General features: G+C 41.5%; 27 protein-coding genes. 23 read left to right on the forward strand and 4 right to left on the reverse strand.

The window, feature by feature from the left end; genetic code table 11:
* Window positions 1–14 precede the first annotated feature (14 nt).
* Window positions 15–1217, reverse strand: coding sequence for a GTP-binding protein (locus tag AB685_RS10960; protein ID WP_047970952.1), 1203 nt, complete (start codon window positions 1215–1217; stop codon window positions 15–17).
* Window positions 1218–1460: 243 nt separating this feature from the next.
* On the opposite strand from AB685_RS10960, the gene AB685_RS10965 reads away from it, so the two are divergent.
* From AB685_RS10965 to safA, 9 genes are all read left to right on the forward strand, one after another.
* Window positions 1461–2552 carry a stage II sporulation protein P gene (locus tag AB685_RS10965; protein ID WP_047970642.1) on the forward strand — a complete coding sequence of 364 codons (1092 nt, stop codon included), beginning with the start codon at window positions 1461–1463 and terminating at the stop codon, window positions 2550–2552.
* A gap of 7 nt (window positions 2553–2559) precedes the next feature.
* Window positions 2560–2721, forward strand: coding sequence for a hypothetical protein (locus tag AB685_RS31685; protein WP_198530491.1), 162 nt, complete (start codon window positions 2560–2562; stop codon window positions 2719–2721).
* A 108-nt stretch (window positions 2722–2829) separates the two neighbouring features.
* Window positions 2830–3666, forward strand: coding sequence for a nucleotidyltransferase domain-containing protein (locus AB685_RS10970; protein WP_047970643.1), 837 nt, complete (start codon window positions 2830–2832; stop codon window positions 3664–3666).
* A 35-nt stretch (window positions 3667–3701) separates the two neighbouring features.
* On the forward strand, window positions 3702–4169 hold the full coding sequence (locus tag AB685_RS10975) for a hypothetical protein (RefSeq protein ID WP_047970644.1): 468 nt from the start codon (window positions 3702–3704) through the stop codon (window positions 4167–4169).
* A gap of 107 nt (window positions 4170–4276) precedes the next feature.
* Entirely contained in the window at window positions 4277–4921 is a 645-nt protein-coding gene (locus AB685_RS10980; RefSeq protein ID WP_047970645.1) for an SDR family oxidoreductase, read from the forward strand.
* Between the two features lie 274 nt (window positions 4922–5195).
* Window positions 5196–5774, forward strand: coding sequence for a YdcF family protein (locus tag AB685_RS10985; RefSeq protein WP_047970646.1), 579 nt, complete (start codon window positions 5196–5198; stop codon window positions 5772–5774).
* Window positions 5775–6559: 785 nt separating this feature from the next.
* Window positions 6560–7027: a threonine/serine exporter family protein gene (locus AB685_RS10990; protein WP_047970647.1), complete on the forward strand. Its 468-nt coding sequence runs from the start codon at window positions 6560–6562 to the stop codon at window positions 7025–7027.
* 6 nt (window positions 7028–7033) lie between these two features.
* Window positions 7034–7783, forward strand: coding sequence for a threonine/serine exporter family protein (locus tag AB685_RS10995; protein WP_047970953.1), 750 nt, complete (start codon window positions 7034–7036; stop codon window positions 7781–7783).
* 114 nt (window positions 7784–7897) lie between these two features.
* Window positions 7898–8518, forward strand: a complete 621-nt coding sequence (gene safA / locus AB685_RS11000) for a SafA/ExsA family spore coat assembly protein (RefSeq protein WP_082153604.1) — start codon at window positions 7898–7900, stop codon at window positions 8516–8518.
* 256 nt (window positions 8519–8774) lie between these two features.
* Here the strand turns inward: safA and AB685_RS11010 are convergent, their stop codons facing one another.
* From AB685_RS11010 to nagA, 3 genes are read right to left on the reverse strand one after another with little or no spacing between them, the layout of a single operon-like run.
* Entirely contained in the window at window positions 8775–9503 is a 729-nt protein-coding gene (locus AB685_RS11010; RefSeq protein ID WP_047970649.1) for a GntR family transcriptional regulator, read from the reverse strand.
* Between the two features lie 19 nt (window positions 9504–9522).
* On the reverse strand, window positions 9523–10260 hold the full coding sequence (gene nagB, locus AB685_RS11015; protein ID WP_047970650.1) for a glucosamine-6-phosphate deaminase: 738 nt from the start codon (window positions 10258–10260) through the stop codon (window positions 9523–9525).
* 4 nt (window positions 10261–10264) lie between these two features.
* Complete coding sequence (nagA, locus tag AB685_RS11020; protein WP_047970651.1) at window positions 10265–11461, reverse strand: N-acetylglucosamine-6-phosphate deacetylase; 1197 nt, start codon at window positions 11459–11461, stop codon at window positions 10265–10267.
* Between the two features lie 178 nt (window positions 11462–11639).
* Between nagA and AB685_RS11025 the strand changes: the two genes are divergently transcribed.
* From AB685_RS11025 to AB685_RS29735, 14 genes are all read left to right on the forward strand, one after another.
* Window positions 11640–12146 carry a GNAT family N-acetyltransferase gene (locus AB685_RS11025; RefSeq protein WP_047970652.1) on the forward strand — a complete coding sequence of 169 codons (507 nt, stop codon included), beginning with the start codon at window positions 11640–11642 and terminating at the stop codon, window positions 12144–12146.
* An 11-nt stretch (window positions 12147–12157) separates the two neighbouring features.
* Window positions 12158–12496, forward strand: a complete 339-nt coding sequence (locus AB685_RS11030) for a hypothetical protein (protein WP_047970653.1) — start codon at window positions 12158–12160, stop codon at window positions 12494–12496.
* 7 nt (window positions 12497–12503) lie between these two features.
* The gene (locus AB685_RS11035) at window positions 12504–13046 is read left to right on the forward strand and encodes a GNAT family N-acetyltransferase (RefSeq protein WP_047970654.1); all 543 of its coding nucleotides are present in this window, start codon (window positions 12504–12506) and stop codon (window positions 13044–13046) included.
* A gap of 252 nt (window positions 13047–13298) precedes the next feature.
* Window positions 13299–14096 carry a GNAT family N-acetyltransferase gene (locus AB685_RS11040; protein ID WP_198530492.1) on the forward strand — a complete coding sequence of 266 codons (798 nt, stop codon included), beginning with the start codon at window positions 13299–13301 and terminating at the stop codon, window positions 14094–14096.
* Window position 14097: 1 nt separating this feature from the next.
* Window positions 14098–15336 carry a GNAT family N-acetyltransferase gene (locus tag AB685_RS11045; protein WP_047970656.1) on the forward strand — a complete coding sequence of 413 codons (1239 nt, stop codon included), beginning with the start codon at window positions 14098–14100 and terminating at the stop codon, window positions 15334–15336.
* Between the two features lie 18 nt (window positions 15337–15354).
* Window positions 15355–16947: a M2 family metallopeptidase gene (locus AB685_RS11050; protein WP_047970657.1), complete on the forward strand. Its 1593-nt coding sequence runs from the start codon at window positions 15355–15357 to the stop codon at window positions 16945–16947.
* Between the two features lie 57 nt (window positions 16948–17004).
* On the forward strand, window positions 17005–17487 hold the full coding sequence (locus AB685_RS11055) for a GNAT family N-acetyltransferase (protein WP_047970658.1): 483 nt from the start codon (window positions 17005–17007) through the stop codon (window positions 17485–17487).
* Between the two features lie 554 nt (window positions 17488–18041).
* Window positions 18042–19286: a D-alanyl-D-alanine carboxypeptidase family protein gene (locus tag AB685_RS11060; RefSeq protein ID WP_047970659.1), complete on the forward strand. Its 1245-nt coding sequence runs from the start codon at window positions 18042–18044 to the stop codon at window positions 19284–19286.
* A 186-nt stretch (window positions 19287–19472) separates the two neighbouring features.
* A complete protein-coding gene (locus AB685_RS11065) occupies window positions 19473–19919 on the forward strand; it encodes a pyridoxamine 5'-phosphate oxidase family protein (protein ID WP_047970660.1) in 447 nt (148 codons plus the stop codon).
* Between the two features lie 214 nt (window positions 19920–20133).
* On the forward strand, window positions 20134–20667 hold the full coding sequence (locus AB685_RS11070) for a DUF6241 domain-containing protein (RefSeq protein WP_047970661.1): 534 nt from the start codon (window positions 20134–20136) through the stop codon (window positions 20665–20667).
* A gap of 69 nt (window positions 20668–20736) precedes the next feature.
* Window positions 20737–21906 carry an acyl-CoA dehydrogenase family protein gene (locus AB685_RS11075; RefSeq protein ID WP_047970662.1) on the forward strand — a complete coding sequence of 390 codons (1170 nt, stop codon included), beginning with the start codon at window positions 20737–20739 and terminating at the stop codon, window positions 21904–21906.
* 212 nt (window positions 21907–22118) lie between these two features.
* A complete protein-coding gene (locus AB685_RS11080; RefSeq protein WP_047970663.1) occupies window positions 22119–22415 on the forward strand; it encodes a YhdT family protein in 297 nt (98 codons plus the stop codon).
* The gene (gene panF, locus AB685_RS11085) at window positions 22412–23875 is read left to right on the forward strand and encodes a sodium/pantothenate symporter (protein ID WP_047970664.1); all 1464 of its coding nucleotides are present in this window, start codon (window positions 22412–22414) and stop codon (window positions 23873–23875) included. Before AB685_RS11080 ends, panF begins: the two co-directional genes overlap by 4 nt.
* Before the next feature lie 33 nt (window positions 23876–23908).
* A complete protein-coding gene (locus AB685_RS29735) occupies window positions 23909–26116 on the forward strand; it encodes a hypothetical protein (protein WP_053073794.1) in 2208 nt (735 codons plus the stop codon).
* Window positions 26117–26133: the final 17 nt, after the last annotated feature.

Below are 26133 nucleotides of genomic sequence, written 5' to 3' on the forward strand. Positions count from 1 at the left end.
GGTGCTTTTCAAAATTATACCGTTGGCTTAGTAACTGTCCAAGGAAAAGGATCGGGAAGAGCAGACCAGTCTTGATCGAATTCTTCAGGGGTCAAAAGACATCTGTCCAGCTCTCTTGTCAGTTCCCCACGGTCCATATCCACTCCAATTAGTACCAGCTTTGTCATCCTATCCCCAAACTCAAGGTCCCAATCATCGACTATATTCGGGTTCTCCTTTATGACTGCCTCTTGCTCTAATTTAGGAAGGGAGGCTACCCAATAGGAAACCGGTTGTAGTTGAACGGATGGACCTGCCTGGGAGAAAAGAAGCGCAACATTGTTTCTAGTGGCACACCAGACAATCCCTTTGGCTCTGACAATCTCCTCCGGAAGGGCTGCATACCAGTTACTGAATCTTTGAGAATGAAAAGGAAGCCTGCGCTGATAAACAAAAGAGGAAATCCCGTACTCTTCTGTCTCTGGAGTATGATGTTGATGTCCCAATTGAAGTTCCTTCAACCAGCCTGCAGATGCACTTGCTTTGTCAAAATCAAATTTTCCAGTATTCAATATGGAGAAAGGGGGTACCTGTGAATTTGTTGCTCTTATCAAACTTGCTTCAGGTTGGAGCGTCTTTAACACTTTTTCGAGTTTCACCAGTTCGGCTTCGGTTACGAGGTCGCATTTATTTAATATAAGGACGTCGCAGAATTCAATTTGATCTATCAGTAAATCAGCAATTTCTCTCGTATCTTCCTCGCTCATTGCTTCTTTTCTGTCAAGAAGGCTGTCTCCTGATTCGAAGTCATGCCAAAAACGGTAGGCATCCACTACGGTAACCATTGTATCAAGTTTGCAGAACCTGGTTAAATCAATGCCGAGTTCCTCATCTATGTAAGAAAAGGTTTGAGCAACAGGAACTGGTTCACTTATACCTGTCGATTCAATCAGAATATAATCAATATCACCTGATGTAGCTAGCTTTTCCACTTCAACAAGTAAGTCCTCTCTCAATGTGCAGCAAATGCAGCCATTTGACATTTCCACTAGCTTTTCATCTGTTCGCGAAAGGCTACCTCCTTGCCTTACAAGTCCGGCATCAATATTCACTTCGCTCATGTCGTTAACGATGACCGCTACTTTCATTCCATCTCTATTATGTAACACATGATTTAAGAGGGTGGTTTTACCGGCACCCAAATAGCCGCTTAATACAGTGACAGGAATTTTATTTATAGTCATTTCCAGGTCTCCTTCAGCTTATAAATAGTAATGATTACGATTTATATAGTATCCTACTAGAGCCGGTATGTAAAGATATTTGATAGTGCCGTTATTTCAAAGGTAGAGTCATCTTTTTTTATTTGCCTTCTAATATCTACTAATTGTGCATATTCATTAGATAGAAAGGAGGGGGGAAAGATAGAATCTACCAACCGAACCGGATTTTTTCTATTTATTAATAATACCGTACTTTTTATGATCATCCTATTTGTGGTCATTTCCACTATCACCACCGTCCTATCTACTAGACTTTCCTCTGAGTATATTGGAAATATATTAAGAAATGTACAGTCAACAGAGCTGTACTTGACCATCATTCAAAGCCAGAACCATTATATGACCGGCAAGAATGTCGACGTTCCGAAGCTTCCAATCATGGAGTTCACTTTTGAACTGGCAACCAATTTAAAGCCTTATGATATTAGAAGCTTCTTGGGAAATGAAATCCCCGGTTTTTATGCCTATGACACACAGTTTTATGTGGCAGGGAAAGGAACCGACTATACGGATATTCCATTTGAATCCGTAGCCCCGATGGAAGTCCTCCTGAAGGAGCGGGAGATTGCGCAAGAAATGCTACTGGATGATGAGAAGGAAGAAGAGCCCGCACCTGCACCGGAAAGGTCGATGGATGAGACCATTGTGCATATCTATCAATCTCATAGTTGGGAATCATATTTGCCACTTTTGAAGAATGTTACTAATCCGAATGATGCGACAAGCAACAATCCAGATGTGAATGTCATCGCTGTAGGAAAAATGCTGAAGGACGAATTGGCCGACAAAGGGATAAAGGCAAATCAGGATACAAGGAATGTACCTCAAGATTTACAAGCAAGGGGATGGACTGCCAATCACTCTTATAAATATTCGAGAGAAACGGTTGAAGCAGCCATGATTTTTAATAGTGATGTAAAATACTTGATTGATATTCACAGGGACTCCGCTCGAAAAAATAGGACAACAGAAGAAATCGGAGGAAAGAGCTATGCAAGGCTCATGTTTGTAGTGGGAACCGCCCATAAAGACTATGAACAAAATCTTGAGTTTGCAGAAAGAATTCATCATGCCATTGAGCAAAAGTATCCAGGTCTCAGCAGAGGTGTCTTTCCAAAAGGAAAATCAACCGGAAACGGATTGTACAATCAAGATTTATCCGAAAGAGCCATCCTCTTGGAAGTTGGCGGCGTGGACAACAATTTGGAAGAAGCACGTAACTCTATCAAAGCATTTGCAGATATCTACAGTGAAATTGTCTGGGAAGAACGGGAAGCTGGCGAGTTCTGATGAAGGAGTGATTGGGATCAAATATGCATTTTTTTGGCTGGTTATCATGTTTGTAGCAATTGTCATTTCGTTTTTACATTTTCACTGGATTGCTACGTTGGCATCTTTTTTGGCAGGGGTCATTGTGATTTCGGTTTCGTTATTTGAGGATTTTTATATGGCTAAATGAGGGGGGCAGGGATTATTCCTGCTCTTCTTTTTTGGATTTTTCAAAGGGATTGGGAAATTATTGTAGAAATATGAGTGTAATAACTACTTAGGAGATGATTATTAATGTGTGGGATTATTAACTAAACACGAACAAAGAGATAAAACTTTACCACTAAAGAGGCAAAAATTAAGAGAAGCCATTTATCAGGACCTTGTCCAAGATCCGAACATACTTGCCTTCTTTTACGGGGGATCTCTCGCAAAAGGAAACGAGGATCTGTATTCTGATTTAGATCTCCGTGTCATTGTGGAGGATGCTGTGTATGAGGACTATAGGTTAAATAAAAAAGAACGGGCCAAAAACTGGGGTGATGTATTATATTATGAAGATTTTGCTTGGGCAACATACTCGATTGCTCATTATCGCTCTTTTATCAAAGTAGATACATTCTATTATCGCAAATCAGACATTCAACCTAGCGCTTATTTGAAACATCTTTTAATTGAACATGATCCTACCGGCATTGTCCATCAATTAAAAGACCAGTCGCTATCTTTGGAATATCTTTTTTCTGAAGGGGAATTTGAAGTGTGGCAGGGCAAATTTTTTGCTTATTTACATGAGGTGTATCGTCGAGTTAAACGGGGAGAATTCAATTATGCTTTCCAGATGATAAATTCCTTAAGCTATTCCATCGTGATCGGATGGTATGTGGAAATGGGAGAGGTACCGAATTCATTTGGGGATTGGTCTAAAGTCGAAGGGCCGAGAAGTCCATTGAGGAAAGAGCAGTTGTATATGCTTGCAGAATGGGATGTCGTAAAGCGAGATGGGGTAGGATTGCTTGAAATTGCAAAGTGTCAGGTGAAGGAGTTTATCCGGGTTCATCGAGTACTTGCAGATAGAATTGGGGTACCTGTGTATGAAAAACAGGTAAAAGAAATAATTAGATTGGTTTTGTAAGCATATAGTAGATGAATGTGGAAGGAAGTGATCAGTTGGTTAAAGTAAAAAAGGAAGTTTTATGGTTATTTTATTATGTGGGGTTGATCGTAATAGCTACGAGTGCATGGAATTATGTAAATTACAGGATGAGAATCTGGGCTGAGACCTTTGAATTTGGTCCTCTGTATCTGATTGGAATTTTGACTACACTAGTAATCTCGTTATATTTAAGTGTACCTCATTTTATAAGACAATATAGCGCTAATGGCAGTTGGTCATTTAATTTCATCAGGGCAGGGATAATTGGTGTCCCATTTTTGGCAGTCTCCATTATGACCCTGGGAGTGTACAATTTCACTGCTCCAGGATTGCTCAATGAATTAGTATGGTACCTCATCATTGATGGTCTTACCATGGGTCTTGTACTTTCCACTGTTTTTGGCTATGTAATCTTCACTTGCATTGCTAAGAAAGAGGAGGATACAGCCTTTGGTAGCAATAGCAAGCAACATGTCCTCTAGTGACATGTTGCTTTTACTATTTTGGGGAAGGTTATTAGTGAGCAGTTCCTTTGCATTCGATTTATCTCTTTGTGATAATGTTCACTAAAGAAAGGAGAGTGTTATCAATGAAAGTAACAGTTGTTGGAGCAAACGGACAAATTGGCAAACAGCTCGTGCATTTCTTAAAAGAAGAAAAAGGTTACACCCCTATCGCAATGGTTCGGAAAGAGGAACAGGCAGATAGTTTTGCAAAAGATGGTATTGAATCGGTTTTGGCTGATTTGGAAGGATCGGTAGAAGATCTTATGAAGGCCTTTAGCGGAAGTGATGCAGTGGTATTCACAGCGGGGTCTGGAGGAAACACGGGATTAGACAAGACGTTATTGATTGATTTGGACGGAGCTGCAAAAACGGTGGAAGCGGCTGAAAAAGCAGGCATTTCTCGTTATGTGATGGTAAGTGCGTTCCAAGCTGACAACCGTGAAAATTGGAATGACGAGCTTCGTCCTTATTATGTAGCCAAGCATTATGCAGATAAGGTGCTAATGGCAAGCGGCTTGGATTACACCATCGTGCGACCTGGTGGTTTGGTGAATGAATCAGGTACTGGCAAGGTGAAGATTGGAGAGAATATAGAGCCCGGATCCATTGCTAGAGAAGATGTGGCAAAGGTGTTGCTAGCAGTGCTTGGTGCTAAAAACACGTATGGAGCTGCGTTTGACGTAGTTGCTGGTGAAGACAACGTCGAGGATGCTGTTAGTAAGGTATAATATTGAAGTTAAGGCTGTCTCTATAGATGAGGCAGCCTTTTTTATGCTCATTCTAAACTTATTTTCCAAACTGTAGATTTTATTTTCCGTTAGCGGATTATACGAGCCGATGTGGCTAAAATATTTTCCAAACGCCGTAAAATTCTTTCCGTTACAGAAATATTCGTGCTGTTCGACACCCTCTCTTAAAAATCGACAAGCTAAAAATGAAACAATTACCACTCCCATTTCGTTATAGTAGTAGACAGACTATAACGGAAAAGGAATTAGGAAAATGATAACTAAAAAGAGAGTAAAAACCATGGTGAAGATTGCTCTTCTTCCTCTGTTAATCTACCTTATTATCGTCCACTCCCTCATCTATCAAACGGCAAAGCAGGAGCCACCTGAAGATATTGATTATTTGATTGTTTTAGGTGCAAGGGTGAAAGGGGAAATGATGACTAAAGCCCTTTTGTTCAGGGTGGAGGCAGCGTTGGAATACCTCAGGGAGAACCCGAATACTAAAGTCATCGCTTCAGGAGGGCAGGGCCCTGGGGAGGACATTACCGAAGCAGAAGCTATGAGAAGGTACTTTGTAGCAAATGGCATTGATGAGGATAGAATCTTGTTGGAATCCCGTTCTACCACTACCTTTGAAAACCTGTCATTTTCAAAGGAACTGATTGAAGAAGATGCCTCCATTGCCATTGTGAGCAATGACTTTCATATGTACCGAGCGTCCATTATCGGGAAAAGGCTGGAATTTGCAGAAGTTCATACACTTGCGGGGAAGACTCCCAAGGTAGCCATCTTTAAGCTTTGGGCACGAGAGTACTTTGCTGTTGCAAAGACTTGGTTGGTGGATAAATAGAAGTTGAGTGTTTTGGAGTTATGCGCGAGTCATAGAAGGTCAATGAAACCCGAAAACAAGTACAGCAGGGAAAAGCGGGAGTCATAGAAGGTCAATGAAACCCGAAAACATGTACAGCAGGGAAAAGCGGGAGTCATAGAAGGGCAATGAAACCCGAAAACAAGTATAGCAAGGAAAAGCGGGAGCCATAGAAGGCCAATGAAACCCGAAAACAAGTACAGCAGGGAAAAGCGGGAGTCATAGAAGGTCAATGAAACCCGAAAACAAGTACAGCAGGGAAAAGCGGGAGTCATAGAAGGTCAATGAATCCCGAAAACAAGTACAGCAGGGAAAAGCGGGAGTCATAGAAGGTCAATGAATCCCGAAAACAAGTACGGTAAAGGAAATCAAGCGCCATAGAGGACCAACGAATCCCAGAAACCCAAACTCAAGGCCAAGATGTATCAAATAAGTAGGCTCTTTTCTCAAAGATTGTTGCTATTCACTAGTAAAAAGTCGGCTATTGGACTTTTTACTAGAAAAATCGGCCTTTGGATTTTTCACGGCTTATCTACTCAAAAATAGGCATGTAGTTTACTCTGGATACCCGAGAAAAGAGCACGACAGCAAGGAATATAACGGTTGGTTAATAAATACGAAAAAGCAACAAAGTTTACGAAAATAGCCAATAAGTAAAATTAGCTCCCTTCTCAAAACCTCCAATTAGGAGGTTTTTTCTATCCTGCTATGTTTTCCCACCCGCTTTGCTATATAATAATCTGTACTAGATTGAATGGGGTGACATGATGCTTTATATTCTTTCGCAGTTGGGTTTCAGCTTCATTGCCGCTGCCGGTTTTGGAGTCCTGTTTAATGCACCTAGAAGGGCATTGGTAAACTGTGGAGCGGTTGGTATGATTGGGTGGATCTTTTACATAGTGTTGGCGGATGCAGGAGTAGATCCGGTGGTGGCGTCATTTGTCGGGGCATTTATGGTGGCGCTTGTTGGTCATATCATGGCAAAGCGGTTCAGGATGCCGATGATTATATTCAGTGTTGCAGGGATTATCCCTCTTGTTCCTGGTGGTCTGGCCTATAATACGATGAGGCATATTGCGGAAAATGATTATTTGGCGGCCATCCCTTTGGCAGCAAAGGCATTTATGATATCAGGGGCCATTGCAATGGGATTGGTGTTTGCGGAGGTTATCATGCAGATTGTGATGAAAATAATTAAAAGATTATCCATGAATGTAAAACGTGAGGTGAGTTAGGTGACGATGGAAATGACAGAGCGGGAAACGGAGAAAATCCTTCAGGTCTGCCTGCTTGCCGGGAGAATCATGATGGAAGGGGGAGCGGAAACATACCGGGTTGAAGATACAATGACGAGGATTGCAGCTTCGTATGGAATCACGGAAACACATAGTTTTGTGACACCAACAGGAATTATTGTTTCCCTTCAAGGAGATAACCCTACACAGCTTGTCAGGATTAATTTCAGGACAACTGATTTGGAAAAAGTGGCCCAGGTAAATCATATTTCTCGTAAAATTGCTGCAGGTGAGCTTAGTATTAAAGAGGCCCACCAAACTTTAATTAATCTGGAAAAATCTCATCTTCTTTATCCTATTAGTTATCAGATTATCGCTGCAGCTTTTGTCAGCGGTTCTTTTCTGATTATGTTCAAGGGTGTATGGACGGACTTTCTGCCAGCTATGCTTGCTGGGGGGATGGGCTATAGTGGACTCTTATTGATTCAACATTACACGCGAGTAAAATTCTTTGCAGAGTTTTTCGCATCGTTAATTATAGGACTGGTCGCTTTAGCCATGGTGAGCTTAGGGGTTGGTTTGGAACTTGATAAAATCATTATCGGATCTGTCATGCCATTGGTTCCAGGGTTACTTATAACCAATGCCGTCCGTGACTTGATGGTGGGGCATTTTGTTTCAGGGCTTTCAAAAGGTGCCGAAGCACTATTTACTGCCTTTGCAATAGGGGCGGGGGTAGCCGTAGTTTTTCTTTGAAACGACATGGAATAAATTTCTCATTACAGTCATGACAAGCAATTAACAGTATATTTCGTTATTTTACAATAATTACTTGTATCCAATTCCGCTGAAACATATTAGATTAATAGTATGAAAACTTTACAGAAAGTCCTCATAACTTTGTCGGTTGTCGCACTAGTCTTAGGTGGAAATGCAGCTGCTCTGGCAGCAACAAGTCACACGGTTCAATCAGGTGATACAATGTGGAAGATTGCGGTAAAATATCAAGTTGGAGTATCCGAACTGATCGCTGCCAATTCTACAGTAAAGAACCCTGACCTAATCTATCCAGGTCAAAGAATTACTATTCCAGAAAAAGGGGAGGGGCAAACACAAGAAGAGCAAGTTGCTACGTTAGTGAATCAGGAGCGCGCAAAGCATGGTTTGAAGCCATTAAAGCTTAACTGGGAGTTATCAAGAGTAGCAAGATACAAATCACAGGATATGATTGATAAAAGATATTTCAGCCACACGTCACCAACATATGGATCTCCATTCGATATGATTCGTAACTTTGGTATTTCTTACCGAACAGCAGGTGAAAATATTGCTGCTGGGCAAAAAACACCACAAGAGGTCATGAATGCTTGGATGAACAGTGAAGGGCATAGAAAGAATATTTTATCAAGCCAATATACAGAAATCGGGGTAGGCTATGCCAAGGGTGGCCAATATGGTCATTACTGGACACAGATGTTTATTTCCAGATAACATTAACATTGCAGTACCTTTAAGAGAGGTGCTGCTTTTTTTGTATGATAAGAAAGAATATAATGGGGATACTTCACTAAGCGGTTGATCTCCGTTACAGGCGCTTCGCTTTCCTGCGGGCGGTCCGTGAGCCTCCTCGGCAAGCCTGCGGGGTCTCCCTTGTCCCTTCCTCCCGCGGGAGTCTGCGCGCCTTCCACTACAATTAACTTTCTAGTGTAAATCATAGTAGGAATATCCTTATTCGTCACCGGCTTTATTAGTTGTTACGGTTCATATTAATTTGAAATTTATAACGGTCGCCTCTATACACTGATTTAACGAGTTCAAGCGGTGTTCCGTCCTGGAGGTATGTGTTGCGTTGGATATAAAGCATGGGATGCCCCTTGTCTATTTGCAGCAGTTTTTCGTCCTCCGCTGATGCCTTGACCGATTCGATTGATTGGTCCGCATGTGCAATGCGGAGATTCAACTTTTCTTCGATATAGGCATAGATGGAAGCGTTGACCACTTCTTCTGTCAGGCCTTTTACCAAATTTGCAGAAAGGTAGTTTGTTTCAAGTGCCATAGGTTCTCCATCGGCAAGGCGGATTCTTTTTATCTCATAGACTGGTGAGTATTCGCGGATGTTTAGTTCGCCGGAGATAAAGCTGTTTGATGGAATGATTTCAAAATGAATCAACTCGCTGGTCGGGTTAAGCCCGCGTTTTTTCATATCCTCTGTAAAGCTTGTGAGACCTTGTAGAGGTTGTTCGATTTTCTTCTCGGAAACAAAGGTTCCGCTTCCTTTTTTACGGTATAGGAGCCCATCATTCACGAGGGAGTTGATCGCTTGTCTTACCGTCATCCTGCTAATTCCATAATTCTCAGCATATTCCCTTTCGGAAGGAATACTGTTACCAGGGAGGATCATCCCAGTAGTAATTTGATTTTTTATATGAGATTCCAGTTGATAATACATAGGAATCGGAGAGGATTTATCAATCATGTATGTTTGCTGGCTCCTTTCAGGCAATGATACTGGATTGCTCAAGTACAGTGCTCTCTGCATATATTTTAACACAAGGATGTTTCTTTAGGACCGAAGCGGGAAAGCTCTCGGATACTACTCCATATACGAGCTGTTCCAATGCTTTGGCTTTGTTTTTGCCGGCTACAAGAAGTATTATTTCTTTTGCCCGCATGATGGAATCTATCCCCATTGTGAGTGCATGTGTAGGAACATCTACTGGATTAGGGAAAAAGCGTGCATTGGCTTTTCGTGTTGAATCTGTCAATTCCACTACGTGTGTTTTGCTGTTAAAGGGGGTCCCTGGTTCATTGAAACCGATATGTCCGTTTTCTCCTAATCCTAGGACTTGAATGTCTATTGGACCATAAGTGTTCAGTTTTTCTTCGTAACTTTTACATTCGTTTTCAAGTTGTACCGCAAGTCCATCTGGAATGAATATCTTTTCTTTTTGGATGTCGATATGTTGAAAGAGGTGCTTCTCCATAAATGCATAATAACTGTTCGAGTCCAATTTGTGCATACCTATATATTCATCGAGGTTGAAGGTGACTACGTTCCGGTAAGAAGTCTTATTGACAATGTGATCCTCCAATAGGTGTTTGTACATACCAGTGGGAGTGCTTCCTGTGGCAAGTCCAAGAACGACATTCGGATTGCTTCGAACCTGCTTTGCTATATAATTGGCTACTTCTTGACTTAAAGCTTCATAGGATGGGGTGTGGATGATATCCATGCGTTTACTCTCCCTTGTATGATAGTTGTCCATTGCAGAATGTCATTTTCACTTGCATTTCATCGTCGACAATGACGATATCCGCATCTTTTCCAACAGCGATGCTGCCTTTTCGATCCCACACGTTCAGACGTTTGGCTGGATTGCTGGAGGCCATTTGGACAGCATGATTCATGCTGCAACCTGTGTAATCCATCATATTTTTGACCGCTTCATTCATTTTTAGTACACTGCCAGCAATTGTGCCATCTTCCAGAAGTGCAGATTTATTTTGCACCTTCACTTTTTGACCAGCAAGATCATATTCCCCGTTTTTCAGCCATTTAGCTCTCATGGAATCTGTAATCAACAGCATTCCATCAGCTCCTTTTGCTAGATAGGTGGCCTTCACTACCGCAGGGTGCACATGGATGCCATCAGCAATCATCTCCAAAAATAGTTCTGGATGTGCAAGTCCCGTTCCGGCAACACCTGGTTCACGGTGGTGGTTGCCTCGCATTCCATTATAGAAATGGGTTATATGTTCTGCGCCGGCTTTCATTGCCTCTAACATTTCAGAATATAACGCATCCGAGTGGCCGATGGAGGTTATGACACCGGATTTGGTCAAAAATTCAACGAGAACGATTCCTTCTGTAAGTTCCGGTGCCATCGTTACAATTCTGATATTATTACCTGAGTCAGACTGAAACTGTTCAAAGATCGGTACATTTGGTTCAAGTATGAAAGGAGTCGGTTGTGCACCGGCCCTTTTTACATTTATGAATGGCCCTTCTAGATGGACTCCCAGCAGTTCACAGGACGGGCTTCCGTTGTTAGTTTGTTTTTCCATGTATGCGTGGATATTTTGTAAAGCTGTACTTATGAGGGACTTATCCTGTGTGAGGGTAGTTGCAAGGAAGCCGGTGGTACCTTCCTTTGGTAAAGTGGTAGCCATGGAAATAAGGGCTTCTTCAGTAGCATCCATCACATCTGCCCCATTTAACCCGTGTATGTGAATATCAATGAACCCAGGAACAGCTAACAATTCTTTGTGGATATGAACTTCCTCGAGTTTTTCAGGATTGGAGTATTGTTCCATATGGCCGAGTTCTGCAATTTTTCTGTTAGATATTTTTATATAGCCATGTTCTATTATTTCATCTTCCATCACGATTTTCATGAATAGGAGGGCATAGCTGTTTGATGAAACAGTTGTCATAAAATGAACCCCTTTACCTTCTATTATATGTACATATTAGCAGAAGATTGTATAGTTGTATATACCACTTTTCGTGTGGAATTCAACGTGTTTCTAAAAATTCATCTATTCATATTTCAAATGAAATAATATACTATAAACAGAATGTGTGCATAGAATACTAGAAAGGTGAATCATCATGAATAACTTGCCTATTAAAATCAGAAACGCAGAACTGGAAGATCTTCCAAAAATAGTTGAAATCTACAATTCAACCATTGCAAGCAGAATGGTAACCGCGGATACATCCCCGGTTGAGGTCGAAAGCAGAACAGAATGGTTTTATCAGCATAATGAGAAGCGTCCATTACGAGTGGTGGAGCTTGAGAATAAAATTTGTGCCTGGATTAGTTACCAGGACTTTTATGGTCGGCCTGCATATAAGAGCACCGCGGAGGTAAGCATCTATCTTCATGAGGATACAAGAGGTAGAGGACTTGGTGCAGTATTATTGGATAGAGCTGTTAAGGAGTGCCCATCTTTACGGATTGAGAATTTACTGGCTTTCATCTTTTCACACAATGTACCGAGCATAAACTTGTTCAAGAAATTCGGGTTCGAACAGTGGGGGTTCCTCCCGGAAGTGGCAGAACTTGATTCTGTAAAAAGGGATTTGGTGATTATGGGGAGAAGAATAATAGAGTAGGGGGCAGAAGAATGAAATGGAAATGGGCAATAGTCATTTTCACAGGCATACTTCTAGTTACAGGAACACTTCTAGCATTTAATGGACATGTTAGGGGAGCTGCAAAACTTGCGCTAACCACCTCACCAATTGTAACTCTTTCATCAGCTGATGACACAACGACTGTCATGGCGAAGGTGAATGATGGGGCAGGATTTCAAGACGTATTATCGCACGTCGAGGCGGATGGTTGGATCTTCGAAGAACAGGTAGGTTCCATGTTCCTCTATTCAAAAGGAGAGGAAAGTCTCGTCATCATGCTGAAAATGTGGACAAACCAATATATAGTGGCAGAAATGACAAAGGGGTAGGGAAATTATGTTAAAGCCGGTACCAATGCTTAGGACGGATAGACTGCAACTAAGAAGCTTAACATTAAGAGATTCAGATATTATCTTTGCATACTTCTCTGAACCGGAGATGACCAAATTCTACGGTATGGAGCCATTCCAAACAAAGCTGGAAGCTGATAAATTCATCAAGGATTTTATGGATGACTACACCACCCTTTTCAGATGGGGCATTGTTGAAAAGGAGACGGGAACACTGATCGGTACATGCGGCTTTCATGCTGTATCGGATAAACACCGGCGGGCGGAAATCGGTTACGAAATAGATATACCATACTGGGGAAAGGGTTACGCAACAGAAGCCATTCAAGCGTTAGTGAAATTCGGCTTTGATTCAATGGAACTGAACAGGATAGGGGCAAATGTGTACCCTGAAAATATAGGCTCAAGAAAAGTTCTTGAAAAAGTTGGATTTACTCACGAGGGGCTTTTAAGAGGCTATCTATTCCAAGGTGGTAAATTTCATGATGCAAACGTCTTTTCGATATTAAGAGAAGAAGTGAATGAATAATTTCTTAAAAACACAGTGAATGAATTGCTGTGTTTCTTTGTGTGGAAATAATTGTGTAAACAGAAATAATAATAGATAATAAAAGTGTTAGAATTTACTGTTAGTTTAGATCTTGAATCTTTCTTAGTAAAAAGTTAGAAAAAAGGGTGTGGTAGCAATATGTATCGAATTAGGAGATTATCTGAATGTACTTTGAATCAGGCACTTCTGGCTTGGAATAGAGGTTTCGAAGGGTATTTTTTCGATGCTAGAATGGATGTTGATCGATTTACCACTAGAATTGGTAATGAGAATATTTCTGCCGACCTTTCTATTGTCGCCTTTGATGAAAAAGAACCTGTAGGGCTCCTTCTAAGTGGGTATAAACGGATAGGTAAAGAAATGGTCGCATGGAATGGAGGAACCGGTGTAGCTGCAAGTCACCGGCGAAAAGGTATAGGAAAGCTTTTGGTGGATAAGGCTTGTGAGCTTTATAAGGAAAAGGAGATACACACCTCCACTTTAGAAGCCATCTCTGAAAATAAGCAAGCAATCCTTTTATATGAATCTAAAGGATACAAAGTAGTAGATGAAGTGGTGCATCTTACACTGGAGACTCCCGGGGACTTTGAAGATACATTGGATTATCATCCCGTGTTTAGTTCCTCCCAAGCCGCCCAGTATCTATCCCTTTACCAACATAATACGGCTTGGCAAAGTCAGTGGTGGTGCATGAAAGAGGGGCAATTGATCCAACTTCTGGACAATGAAGGGGAAACGGTGGCATATGCCATGTTCAAAAGACAATACTCTGCTGATGGAACATTAAAAGCTATTGTGGTAACACATTGTTATATAAAAGAAAATTCATCCGATCCTAACAAAGTGTTGGAAGCTCTCTTCTCCCACCTTTTCCCACCATCTGCTACAAACTATCAATGCACTATCGCTTTTTTCCATACATCTAATGAAACAGTGTACAAATTCCTGACAGATAGAGGGTTTAATAGGAAAGTGGAGCAGGTCTGGATGAAAAAAACGATTGCATCTGAGGTGGCGGGGAGGATATAGAATGTTTGAGATAAGAGAACTGCATCCAGGAGAATTTGGTAGTTTCGTAGAGATTGCGAGCAATGCATATCCCGGAATGTCTGTGAACACAGATGAGGAGAAACAGGCACTTTTAGAACGACTGGAGAAACAGACGCAGAATTCCGACAAGCGCCTTTTCGGTTGTTTTAAAAACAATTTATTGGTTGGTGGGATGCTATTACATAATTTTCTCATGAACTTTCATTCCCAACAAATGCAGGTAGGCGGGCTGGGGTTTGTTTGTGTGGATCTGCTTCATAAGAAAGAAAAAGTGGCAAAGTATCTTGTTACCTATTTTGAAGAGTATTATAGGGAGCGTCATGTTCCCATTACGGCACTCTATCCATTTAGACCGGATTTTTATCGCAGGATGGGTTATGGGTATGGCACTAAAATGAATAAGTTCCGTTTTAGGCCGGATCAGCTTCCAATCCTATCCAAAAAGGATGTGGTTCTACTCACAGAAAAGGATGCATCTGAACTGTTCTGTTGCTATGAACGATACATGCTAAAAACGCACGGTATGATGGCACGTTCCATTGACTTGATGAAAGCTCTCTTCCAAAATCCAAAAGTGAAAGTATATGGGGTAAAGGATGAAGAGGCGATTATGGGGTATTGTTCCTTCACTTTTGAATCAGAAAAACAGGGGAACTTCTTGAGCAATAACATTTTGATTAAGGAACTGATAACAGAAACCCCTGCCGCTTTACAACAATTAGTCGCATTCCTGCGCTCGCAGCAAGATCAGGTTGCCAATATCATTTTGCATACACAGGAAAGTGACTTCCATTATCTATTACAAGATCCAAGAAACGGAACAGACAACATTATGCCTCATGTTTATCATGAAAGCCATACTTCAGCTGTAGGGCTTATGTATAAAGTTTTAGATCTGAAGAAAGTGATAGAAGCAGCTACCTATGGTTTGGAATCTATTTCGGTTGTTTGGAAAGTGGAAGACACTTTTATGCCAAACTTCAACTCCAGTGTTTATGTTCAATTCAAGGATGGCAGAGCAAACGTTTTAGAGAAGTCAAATGCAGAGGTATCTGTTGACATCTCCATTAGTGATTTTTCTTCCTTGATAATGGGCGCTGTGAGTTTCTCATCACTCCATCATCTTGGCTTGTTAAGGGTTTCTGATGAAAGCAAACTTGGAAATTTACATAACCTTTTTTCAGGCTTCACTAAGCCGGTATGTTTGACGGCATTTTAAAGTTACGGAGGGATATTTATGATAATCAAAAATTTTTTGAAAGAACAGAATGAACAATTTCAGACCTTGCTGAAAAGATCCACTCATGCCGGTTGGATGGCACAAACGACCGGGGAAAAGAAGTGGGCAGAAGAAGCAGGAAAAGCATCTAGTGAATTCAGCCTCTTCTACGCAGATAAAGAAAGGTACGAACAGGTCAGGGCATTTCTAAAAGAATCTACTTTGACACCAAAGCAAAGAAGGCAATTGGAGATACTGGAGTATGGAATTAGAGAAAATCAATTAGATAAAGAGACAATCGAAGAGCTTTCCACGATGTCTTCTGAATTGAATTATCTTTTCAATACGTATTTGCCTGAAGTGGATGGGGAAAGGTTATCAGCCAACGATATCCGAAACGTGTTGTTGAACAGTACAGAAAGCCTGGAGCGTGAAAAAGCTTGGAAGGCAAGCAAGGAAGTGGGTCAGGTTGTTTCGGAAAAGCTATTGGCACTTGTGAAAAAACGCAATGTCGCAGCTCGTAAATTGGGATATGACAACTTTTATGAGATGTCTTTTGCCAATCAGGAGCTTGATATGGAAGAGATTTTTTCCATGTTCTCCGATCTTGTTGAACAGTCAGATGAAACGTATCGAAAGTTAAAAAGTGAACTGGATCAGGAGTTGGCCGTAAAGTTTGGCATTAATGTTGATGAATTGAGACCGTGGCATTATGTCGACCCGTTCTTCCAGGAAGCTCCTGCCAACGAAAAAACGAACCTAGATTCTTTCTTTAAAGGAAAAAATCTTGAACAGATTACGGCAGATACCTTCGATTCCATGGATATGCCAATCGAAGGATTGTACGCTTCTTCTGACCTTGAGCCTCGTGAAGGCAAAAATCCTACAGCATTCTGTATGGACATGAACAGGGAAGGGGACATCCGCGTCCTCTGCAATAATGTGGATAATACTTATTGGATGGGAACCATGTTACATGAGTTCGGCCATGCAGCCTACAACAAGTATGTGGACCGTGATCTTCCATATCTGCTTAGAAGCTTTGCCCATATCCTGACAACCGAGTCCATTGCCATGTTATTCGGTAAGATGACTGAAAATCGGGAATGGTTGTCCAAATTCTTGAAGTTGGAAGATAGTAAGCTTGATGAAATGATGCCGTCGCTTGCGAAGCATGAACAATTGAAAATGCTTATTTCCGGACGCTGGATTATCACATTTGTGTTCTTTGAAAGACAATTATATGAAAATCCGGACCAGGATCTCAACAAACTTTGGTGGGAAACGGTTGAAAAGATTCAACTGTTGAATCCACCAGAGGATTGCACAAATCCTGATTGGGCGGCGAAAATTCACTTCACCCTTGCGCCAGTTTATTATCAGAACTATTTGCTTGGTGAATTGACTGCAGCCCAGCTCTATCAATATATCAAGAACAACATATCCGATGAGTTCTTTACCCTTAAGGTTGGAGCATTTATACGAGATGAGTTTTTGGCACCAGGTGCAACCTATCATTGGAACCAGAAAATAGAGAAGGTGACAGGGGAGCCGCTGAACCCTTCCCATTTTGTAGAAGCTTATTGTCAAAACGAAAAAGTGAATAATTGATAGCATGCGGGTAAATGGGGATCCTCTCTATTTACCCTGTTTCATGGGGGGATACAGATGTTGACCTTTATTAAAAGTGATGCGTCATTTTTGGATATTGAACTGGACATAATGAATTCACAGCCTGAATATAACCTTATTTCAAGCGGGCGGGAAAAATTGACTCTTCATGATATCAGAAAAGAGCATCTGGAAGAGAAGGTCGAAAAAGAGCGATATATCATTAGCTGGGAAGGGAATCCAGTTGGAATCATAGATTTTACGATGAATAATCCCAAAGATCTTTATCCCTGGTTGGGTCTGTTTATCATACATACGGGGTGGGAAAGAAAAGGCCTAGCACAAATTGCATATCAACATTATGAGAATTTGATGATAAGAAGACAGGTGAAAACGGTAAGGCTTGGATGCTTAGAAGAAAACGAAAAAGGTTTACGATATTGGAGGAAGCTCGGATTTGGTGTAGTGAAGAAGGTATTCTACAGGGACAAACCACTACTGATTATGGAAAAGGATATAGTAAAAGCGGAAGAGGATTAATTCTCTTTCGCTTTTTATTTGAAAAGTAAGAAAGCATATAATTCTGTGGATTTCCGTTCCAGGCGCTTCGCTTTCCTGCGGGCCGTTGCGGGGTCTTACCTGTCCCTTCCTCCCGCGGGAGTCTGCCCGCCTTCCACTACAATCAACAAGGTAATACCATTCACCGAAAGGGTAACTAAATATCTAAATGAGATGACTGGTTTCTAGCTGTGGATTGGAGCAAATGGCGAAGACTCCTACGGGGAGTAGCGACAATCTTGAGACCCCGCAACGAAGTGAGGAGGCTCAAGGTCGCCCCGTGGAAAGCGCGCAGCCATTTGTGGAAAGGAACAGCGGCGATTAACCAATCAACTAAATATTTTAGATTTAAAAGGACCGGGCGGTTCTTCTTGTTAAGTTTTTATGACTTTTTTAACAAATCCTTCATTTTGCATGAAAATACAAGCAATATAATATAAACTGAAACAGAGTGAGGTTTTTCGAGCTTTTATGACATCAAAAATTTAGGATAACTACCAAAATAAACAAACTTAGTAGAAAGGTTTGTCTCAAATATGATGAAAAAAATTCTCCCTTGTGTACTTATCTCCTTCATTTTGTTGGCGTTAGGGAACACACAAGAAACAAAAGCGAATGGACCTGATGAACTGTTCAGTGAATCAGTCTTATTAATAGATGCAAAATCAGGAAATATACTATATGAAAAAGATAGTGCACGTGTCATGTATCCAGCAAGCATCACCAAAATTGTAACAGCCATTATCGCACTAGAAGAAGGCGACTTAGAAGATACGGTGACCGTAAGTAAAAATGCCCGAGATCAGGATGGTTCCAGGGTTTATTTACTTGAAGGGGAAAAAGTAACCCTTGAAAAATTGGTGAAAGGCCTCCTGATCAATTCAGGAAATGATGCTGGTACTGCCATTGCAGAACATTTTGATGGCAGCGAAAAAGCCTTTGCGAAAAGAATGAATGAATTTATGGAAGAAAAGATAGGAACGGAAGATACGAAATTCAAGAACCCGCATGGACTATTTCATCCTGATCATGTAACAACCGCACAGGATATGGCGAAAATTGCACAATATGCAATGAAAAATGAAAAATTTCGAGAGATTGTTGGCACAAAGGAAATGGAATGGGTAGGCGAAGGTTGGGAAACTACGTTGTACAACCACCATCGCTTACTATGGGACTATGAAGGGACAACTGGTGTGAAAAATGGATATGTGCCAGAAGCCGGTCATACATTGGTCACTTCTGCCCAAAGAGATGGAATGGAGCTTATTGCTGTTACATTAAAAGCTTCGTCCAAATATTACAGCTATTGGGATACAATGTCTCTCTTGGACTATGGTTTTTCAAACTTCATGACCGAAGAAATTGAAAAGGGAGAAATGGTAGAGGATGCAAGAGGAACGGAATACATGTTGGCCAAAAACGTATTTGTTGCAAAACAGGAGAAAGAAACCATTTCTCTTGCAGTAAATAAAGACAAAGATCTGATTGTAAAAGTAGGAAATAGAGAACATATTAAAGAAAATGTGTTAGTGGAACAGGAGAAAAGTGTCCTCACCCCGGTACCTTCTACTGCATCGACAGGATCAATGGATGCTGCGGGTCCAAACGGAGAAACAGAGGCAAAAAGCAGTCTCGTTTCTACTATATTCCTATTCTTTATCCTATTAATCTTCATTTTTGTTATGAGCTTTTTTCAAAGGAGAAAAAGAAGAAAAAAGCTGCAACAGCGCTACTCTGAATCTATCACTTATTCTAGAAGAAGTAATTTTAACAGATAGTCTAAACAGCTACTCATCCTTGATATGACAGGATGAGTAGCTGTTTTATTTTTTGTGCGAAGGGTATTTGTTACATATAAAATGGAGCACGTTGAGCAGTTTTCTAAAGGCATTTGAAAAAGGAGTTTGGCTTGTTGTCCAAACATTGTATATAATGGTGATATGTAGAAATAGGAGGGATTTGTTATGCCAAGATTAGAAAATGCACTGAATGAAAAATTGATTGACTTGCTACAAGGTGAAAAAATTGTGTCTCTAATTACAACAGACAAGGAAACCAATAAACCAAATTTGAGTATCGTTTCCTGGCTTGTTGCTCACCAAGACGGGAAAACGATTAAATTTGCATTGGGACATAAGGCAGAAAGTGCCTTCAATATCGAGAAGAATCCGGACCTTATTCTTGGAGTGGTTGGTGCAGGCAGCTGCTATTCCATAAATGGAAGAGGAACAGTATCAGATGTGATCGACAAAACGATGAAGTATCGTGTGGTAACCGTTGAGGTGGAATCTGTGGAAGATGTGATTTTCTATGGTGGAAAGATTACACAGGAGCCAGACTATGTGAAGACATATGATGCGGACCTTGCAAAGAAGTTAGATGAGGAAGTATATGGATTGCTAAAAGCTTAAGCCCTAATGAATATGAATGAAGTTGTGAGCTGCACCTTTTAAACGGTGTGGCTTTTCTTGCTGCCAATCATTTCAACTTTTCTGAAAAATAATACCATTCATGATAAAATATCTTTAAAAAATGATTTCCTTTGTTTTCTATATATTAGTAGAAACATGGAAAAGATAGAGTGATAACTTTATAATAATAGAGTAAAGAAAAAAGGAGGATGTTATGAAAAATTGGTTAAAAACAAATAAACGCAAACTCTTCCCTTTTGTGGCAGTCCTGCTTCTAGCGGGAGCTTTAGTCACCTACTACATATATACCTCTCCACTTCAGGAATCAGGGAGCAGTGGGATACTAGGTAACCGGTCGTCCTCACAATCATCGGGCTCCAAAGGTATAACCGTTGAGAAAGATAATCCATTCAAACACAAAAACAAGCTGAACGAAGTGGATGTCCAAAATTATATTCATTGGATGTCCCACCAGAAGGTGAAAGCTGAAAGTAAATGGACCCATTATAAGCTGACGGATGAGAGAGTGGATTGGCTTCTTCAGAGAGTAAAGGAAGGGAACTATAAACATGAACAACTATATGTTGAAATTCTCACCAAATGGCAGAATGACGATTTTTCTACTGCTGATATGGACCATAACCGGGTTTGGGCTTTACAAAACGGTAATGTCGGGAAGGCTACCGGTATAATGTCAGAGAAAGAGGAAAAGGCGTACCTGCAAAACCCGAATATTAAGTTTAAATAGAGTTTAGATTTTTTCAGTATGGTAAAATGATTGGTAAACTTGCATAGGACAAAGGTGGTTTATAAACGGATGAACGGTATCAGAAACTTTGCGCAAACGAAGAGACAGGAAGACATCGTAAGAAAAGCGGGAATACTGGCTACGGATTTTTCCGAACGAGCCGCCCACTATGATCAGAATGCCGAATTTCCCTTTGAGAATTTCGAAGTGTTGAAAGAAGCGGGATATCTGGACCTTACCATACCAGAAAAGTATGGTGGACAAGGTGCGGGATTATATGATTTCCTCCTCCTGCAAGAAACGATAGCTCAGGGTGATGGACCCACAGCACTCAGTCTCGGTTGGCATCTCGGAATCATGATGAATGCTTCAACCTATTCCTCTTGGCCGGAAGCTACCTATGAAGAAATCTGCAAGGAAATCGTGCAGAACAAAAAGCTGATAAATAGTGCGCACAGTGAAGCGAAAACAGGCAGCCCAGCAAGAGGCGGGAAACCGGGAACGGTGGCAAAGAAACTCCCTGATGGTAATTGGTTGATCAACGGAAGAAAGAACTTTGCTTCCCTTGCACCGGCCCTGGACTATTTTATCATTTCTGCTACGATCGACGGGACAGACGATGTTGGTGAATTCTTATTGCCTCGTGAACTGAATGGCATTTCCATTGAAGAGACCTGGAATACGATGAGTATGCGTGCGACAAGAAGTGATGACTTACTGATAACGGATTGTTTAGCACCTAATCGGTCTTTGTTATACATAAAAAAGAAACAGGCACCAAAGCCGCAAGGGTGGCTACTACATATACCAGCATGCTATTTGGGAATAGCCATTTCAGCCAGAAACGAAGCTGTTTCCTTTGCTGATACTTACCATCCCAACAGCTTGCCCCATCCTATCAGGGAGGTCCCTAAAGTGAGGGAGAGGGTTGCAAAGATGGACTTGGAACTGACATCTGCAAGGCATCTCCTCTACAGTGTGGCAAGGATTTGGGATGAACAGCCCGAAAATCGGCAGGAGCTTGTTGGAGAATTGGCTGCTGCCAAACTTGTTGCGACCAATAGTGCAATAGCTGTTGTGGATGAAGCAATGAGGATTGTCGGTGCGCAAAGCCTTCATGCGGAGCACCCGTTGCAGAGACATTACCGGGATGTCCGGGCAGGTCTTCATAATCCTCCTGCTGATGAACTTACCATTGAATTGCTGGCAAAACAGGCGTTTCATAATGAAAGGCTCTGATAAACACCGCTGTTGATTTCCGCGAAAGGGCTACGCTTTCCGCGTGGCGCCGCTGGAGCCTCCTCGGCAAGCCTGCGGGGTCTCCACCATGCGCTACCTCCCGCAGGAGTCTTCGCCTTTTGCTCCAATCAACAGCTTGAATGTCTAAGAATCAATAGCATCCTATAAACACATCCGAATGTAAAAGACTGATGGATAAAGAGAGTGGTTTGATGGACAAAAAGTTAAAACGAAATACCAAAAGAGATTGGCGATATCCCATTGCCCATAAGGAAGCGTGGATTGGAATAGCGCTTGTCATCTTTCATTTTGCATGGTGGTATGGCTTTGCCTATGGATTTGGGACTCAACCTGTCGAATCTTATACGTATGTGTTTGGTTTTCCTGCATGGTTCTTCTATAGTTGCATCGTTGGCTTCATCGTCATCATTCTTATTGTTATAACAGTGGTGAAATTTCTGTTTGAGGATATTCCCCTGGAATCAGATGAAAAGGGGGATCCTTCATGAACATCCAAGTAATTATTCCATTGCTTATATTTCTTCTGATCATGTTTTTCATAGGAGTGACAGCCTCCCGTAAGCTTTCCAACTCTTCTTCTTTTGTCCAAGACTATTTCCTTGGTGGCAGAGAGCTTGGAGGACTTTTGCTTGCAATGACGATGGTAGCCACTTATGGGAGTGCATCCAGCTTTATTGGAGGTCCGGGTATCGCCTATCACACTGGCCTTGGGTGGGTACTATTAGCCATGATTCAAGTAGTTACTGGCTACTTTGTATTAACTATTCTAGGGAAGAAATTCGCCATTATGGCAAGGAAAATGAAGGCTATCACATTGATTGACTTCTTGAAGGAACGCTACGGGAGCAAGTGGGTCGTTCTGTTGTCGGCGTGTAGCGTCATTATCTTTCTTTTTTCTGCAATGGCAGCACAATGGGTCGGTGGAGCAAGGCTTATTGAATCCATAACAGGCCTTTCCTACACAACTGCCCTGTTTATTTTTGCAGCATCTGTGTTGGTCTATGTCATAATTGGTGGGTTTCGTGCTGTTGCCATTACAGACGGGATGCAGGGAATTATTATGGTTCTAGGGACCATTGTCATATTGGCGGGCACAATCCTTGCTGGTGGTGGCATCCCTGCCATCATGAGTGACCTTATAGCGGAAAACCCAAACCTCGTTACTCCTTTTGGTGCTGATGGATCATTGACGCCACTTTATGTGTCGTCCTTCTGGATTTTGGTTGGAGTGGGAGTAGTAGGACTTCCACAGGTGGCGGTAAGGGCAATGTCCTACAAAAATTCTAAAGCGATGCATGCGGCCTTGATTATTGGAACAATCGTAGTAGGATTTATCATGCTTGGTATGCATCTTGCAGGAGTCTTCGGGAGAGCGGTGCTGCCAGGATTGGATACTCCTGATACCGTGATGCCTCTTTTAGCATTGCATGTTTTGCCACCTTGGCTGGCTGGAATCGTTTTGGCTGCACCAATGGCGGCCATCATGTCGACGGTGGATTCACTATTGCTGATTGTCAGTTCTTCCATCGTAAAGGATGTTTACTTGAACTATATTCGTCCTGACGCACCAGAAAAGAATATAAAAAGGATAAGTATAGGAATAACGGCAATTGTAGGAATCACCGTCTTCTTCTTGGCTATTGACCCACCAGAATTTCTCATCACATTGAACCTGTTTGCATTCGGCGGATTGGAGGCAGCATTCATTTGGCCGGTTGTATTGGGGCTTTATTGGAAGCATGGAAATGCTGATGGCGCACTCGCTTCCATCTTGGTAGGGGTGTTTTCCTATATCGGGATTTCGCTGTTCTATCCCGACGCATTTGGCATGCACAGTGTGGTCCTTCCGGTAGTGCTATCCCTAGCCGCCTATATCCTTTTTAGTTTAATTGGGAAAAATAGAAGAAAACACGAACAGGAAGAAATCATGAATAAGTATTTGATTTAGTCGTAAAAAAATACAGATGACTAGGGGATTGCAATGAACAAGCTTAAAACGCTGTATTTTAAAAGCTTAGAAAAAGCTGCTGATTTTGTGACATCAAGCTGGAGATATGTTGTGATTGGTCTCTTATTCTATATGACCGCCTTCGTAATGTTTATGGGCTATTTCTATTACACAGGTGCGGGAAAATGGTTCGATATCCTATTTGTTTTTGGAACAGGTCTCCTTGCTTTGGTGCTGGGGGTGTTACTGTCTATCATTCTGCTTAAGATGCTGGAGAGGTTACCTAAGATACTGGTTGCTGGCATCATTGGATGTATTTGCGTAGTCTATAGTATCGGAACATATATGGGTCCCTTTTTCCGATTGATGGGGTTTTTCGTTATCGTTTTAGGTGCACTCATTGGAATAGCAGCATTCTTATTTAAAAGAAGGAGTACAGCTTTCTTTCTCACTTTTTCTGTTTTCACACTTATGGTTCACGGCATACTTTTGTACTATACATTCACTGATGGAAAGGAAGGGCAGTGGTCCCTTGATCTTTCACAAGAAGAATCAGCGCTTGAAAATCCTGCAGAAGAAGGCAGTTACACTATTGAACATTTTACATATGGAAGTGGCGAGGATAAGCAAAGAGAAGAGTACACAGACGTTATGTTCCAAACACATACGGTCAATATGTCGCCTTTCATCGTTCATCCTAAAGGTTTGAATAAATGGTATCGGGAAAAATTCTGGGGCTTTAATCTGAATAGCGCTCCTTTGAATGGGAGGGTATGGATGCCAAAAAGCGAAGAAGAAGGCGAGTTTCCCTTAGTGCTTATTGTCCATGGAAACCATAATATGGCTGATTTTTCGGACGGGGGCTATACTTATCTTGGAGAATTACTTGCAAGTAAAGGGTATATCGTAGTTTCTGTCGATCAGAACTTCATCAACTCCGGAAAAACGGGGCATATCGGATGGGATAATGCAGGAAGGGCTTGGCTGTTATTGAAGCATTTAGAACTCTGGCAGAAATGGGATACAGACAAGGCACATGCCCTTTTTAACAAAGTGGACATGGATCATATCGCGCTAATCGGCCATTCAAGAGGAGGGGAGGCTATCAGCATAGCTACGATGTTCAATGAGTTGGACCGCTTTCCTAACAATGCCAAAATCAGTTTGAACTTTGACTTCTCCATTAAATCCTTAATCGGACTTTCCCCGGGTGATGGACGTTTTAAGCCTGGAGACAAGCCGGTCGACTTAAAAGATGTCAACTATCTCACTATACAGGGTGGAAATGATACAGATCACACGAATTATCTGGGCATGAGGCAATTTCAGAGGGTTGAATTTTCCAATGATTTTAATGGGTTCAAAAGCAGTGTATACATAAATGGGGGGAACCATGGTCAATTCAATTCGGATTGGGAAGTCGATCAGCCAAGCCCCTATTGGTGGTTTATGAACCGCAAAGAATTGATGGAGCCAAAAGTGCAAAGAGACATTACCAAGCTATACGTTGCTTCTTTCCTTGATGCAACGTTAAAGGGACAGGAAGAATATCGAACCTTCTTTTCAGATAAACAGGCTGTAGCTTCGTTTATTCCTGTAGACCCGTTACGTGTAAGGTATGAGGATAGTGACTTCGAGATTGTATCTACATTTGAAGAGGATGTGGATGTTATGAGTACAACTCAGGAGGATGGCGGGCTGCAAGGATACAATCTTCATGTGTGGAAAGAAGTGAATTTGCTTCAAAGAAATAAAGAGCAGCAGGATAATCAGGTCGTAAAGCTTGGATGGAAAAATAGGAATAGTCGCTATAATTTGAGCTTGCCGGATGAAACGTCAGGTGGACTTACACAAGAATCTGTCTTAAGATTTGATGCGGTACAAGCCCATCCAACAAGATACGAATTCTATCATATACCAATTCCAGAAGGGTACAAGGAAGAAGCCATTCCAATTACAGTAACCGTCAAGCCGAAAGGGACCAATAGATTAGACAGCAGAATTAGAAAAACAGTATTCATTGAGCCGACATATACAACGAAGCTCTATCGATTTGATTGGTGGAATGAGCGCTTCGGCAACCAGTATGAACATATGTTGCAAACATACGAAGTACCTCTGGATTTTCTTGAGGAAAGCTTTCCAGGCATGGATTACACAAAGATAGATGAGATCACCTTTGAATTTAACCAGACGGAAAGCGGTTTGATATTTTTGGATAACATCGGCTTTGACAACTAGATGTCTGATAAGAAAAA

This window comes from Bacillus sp. LL01 (assembly GCF_001037965.1).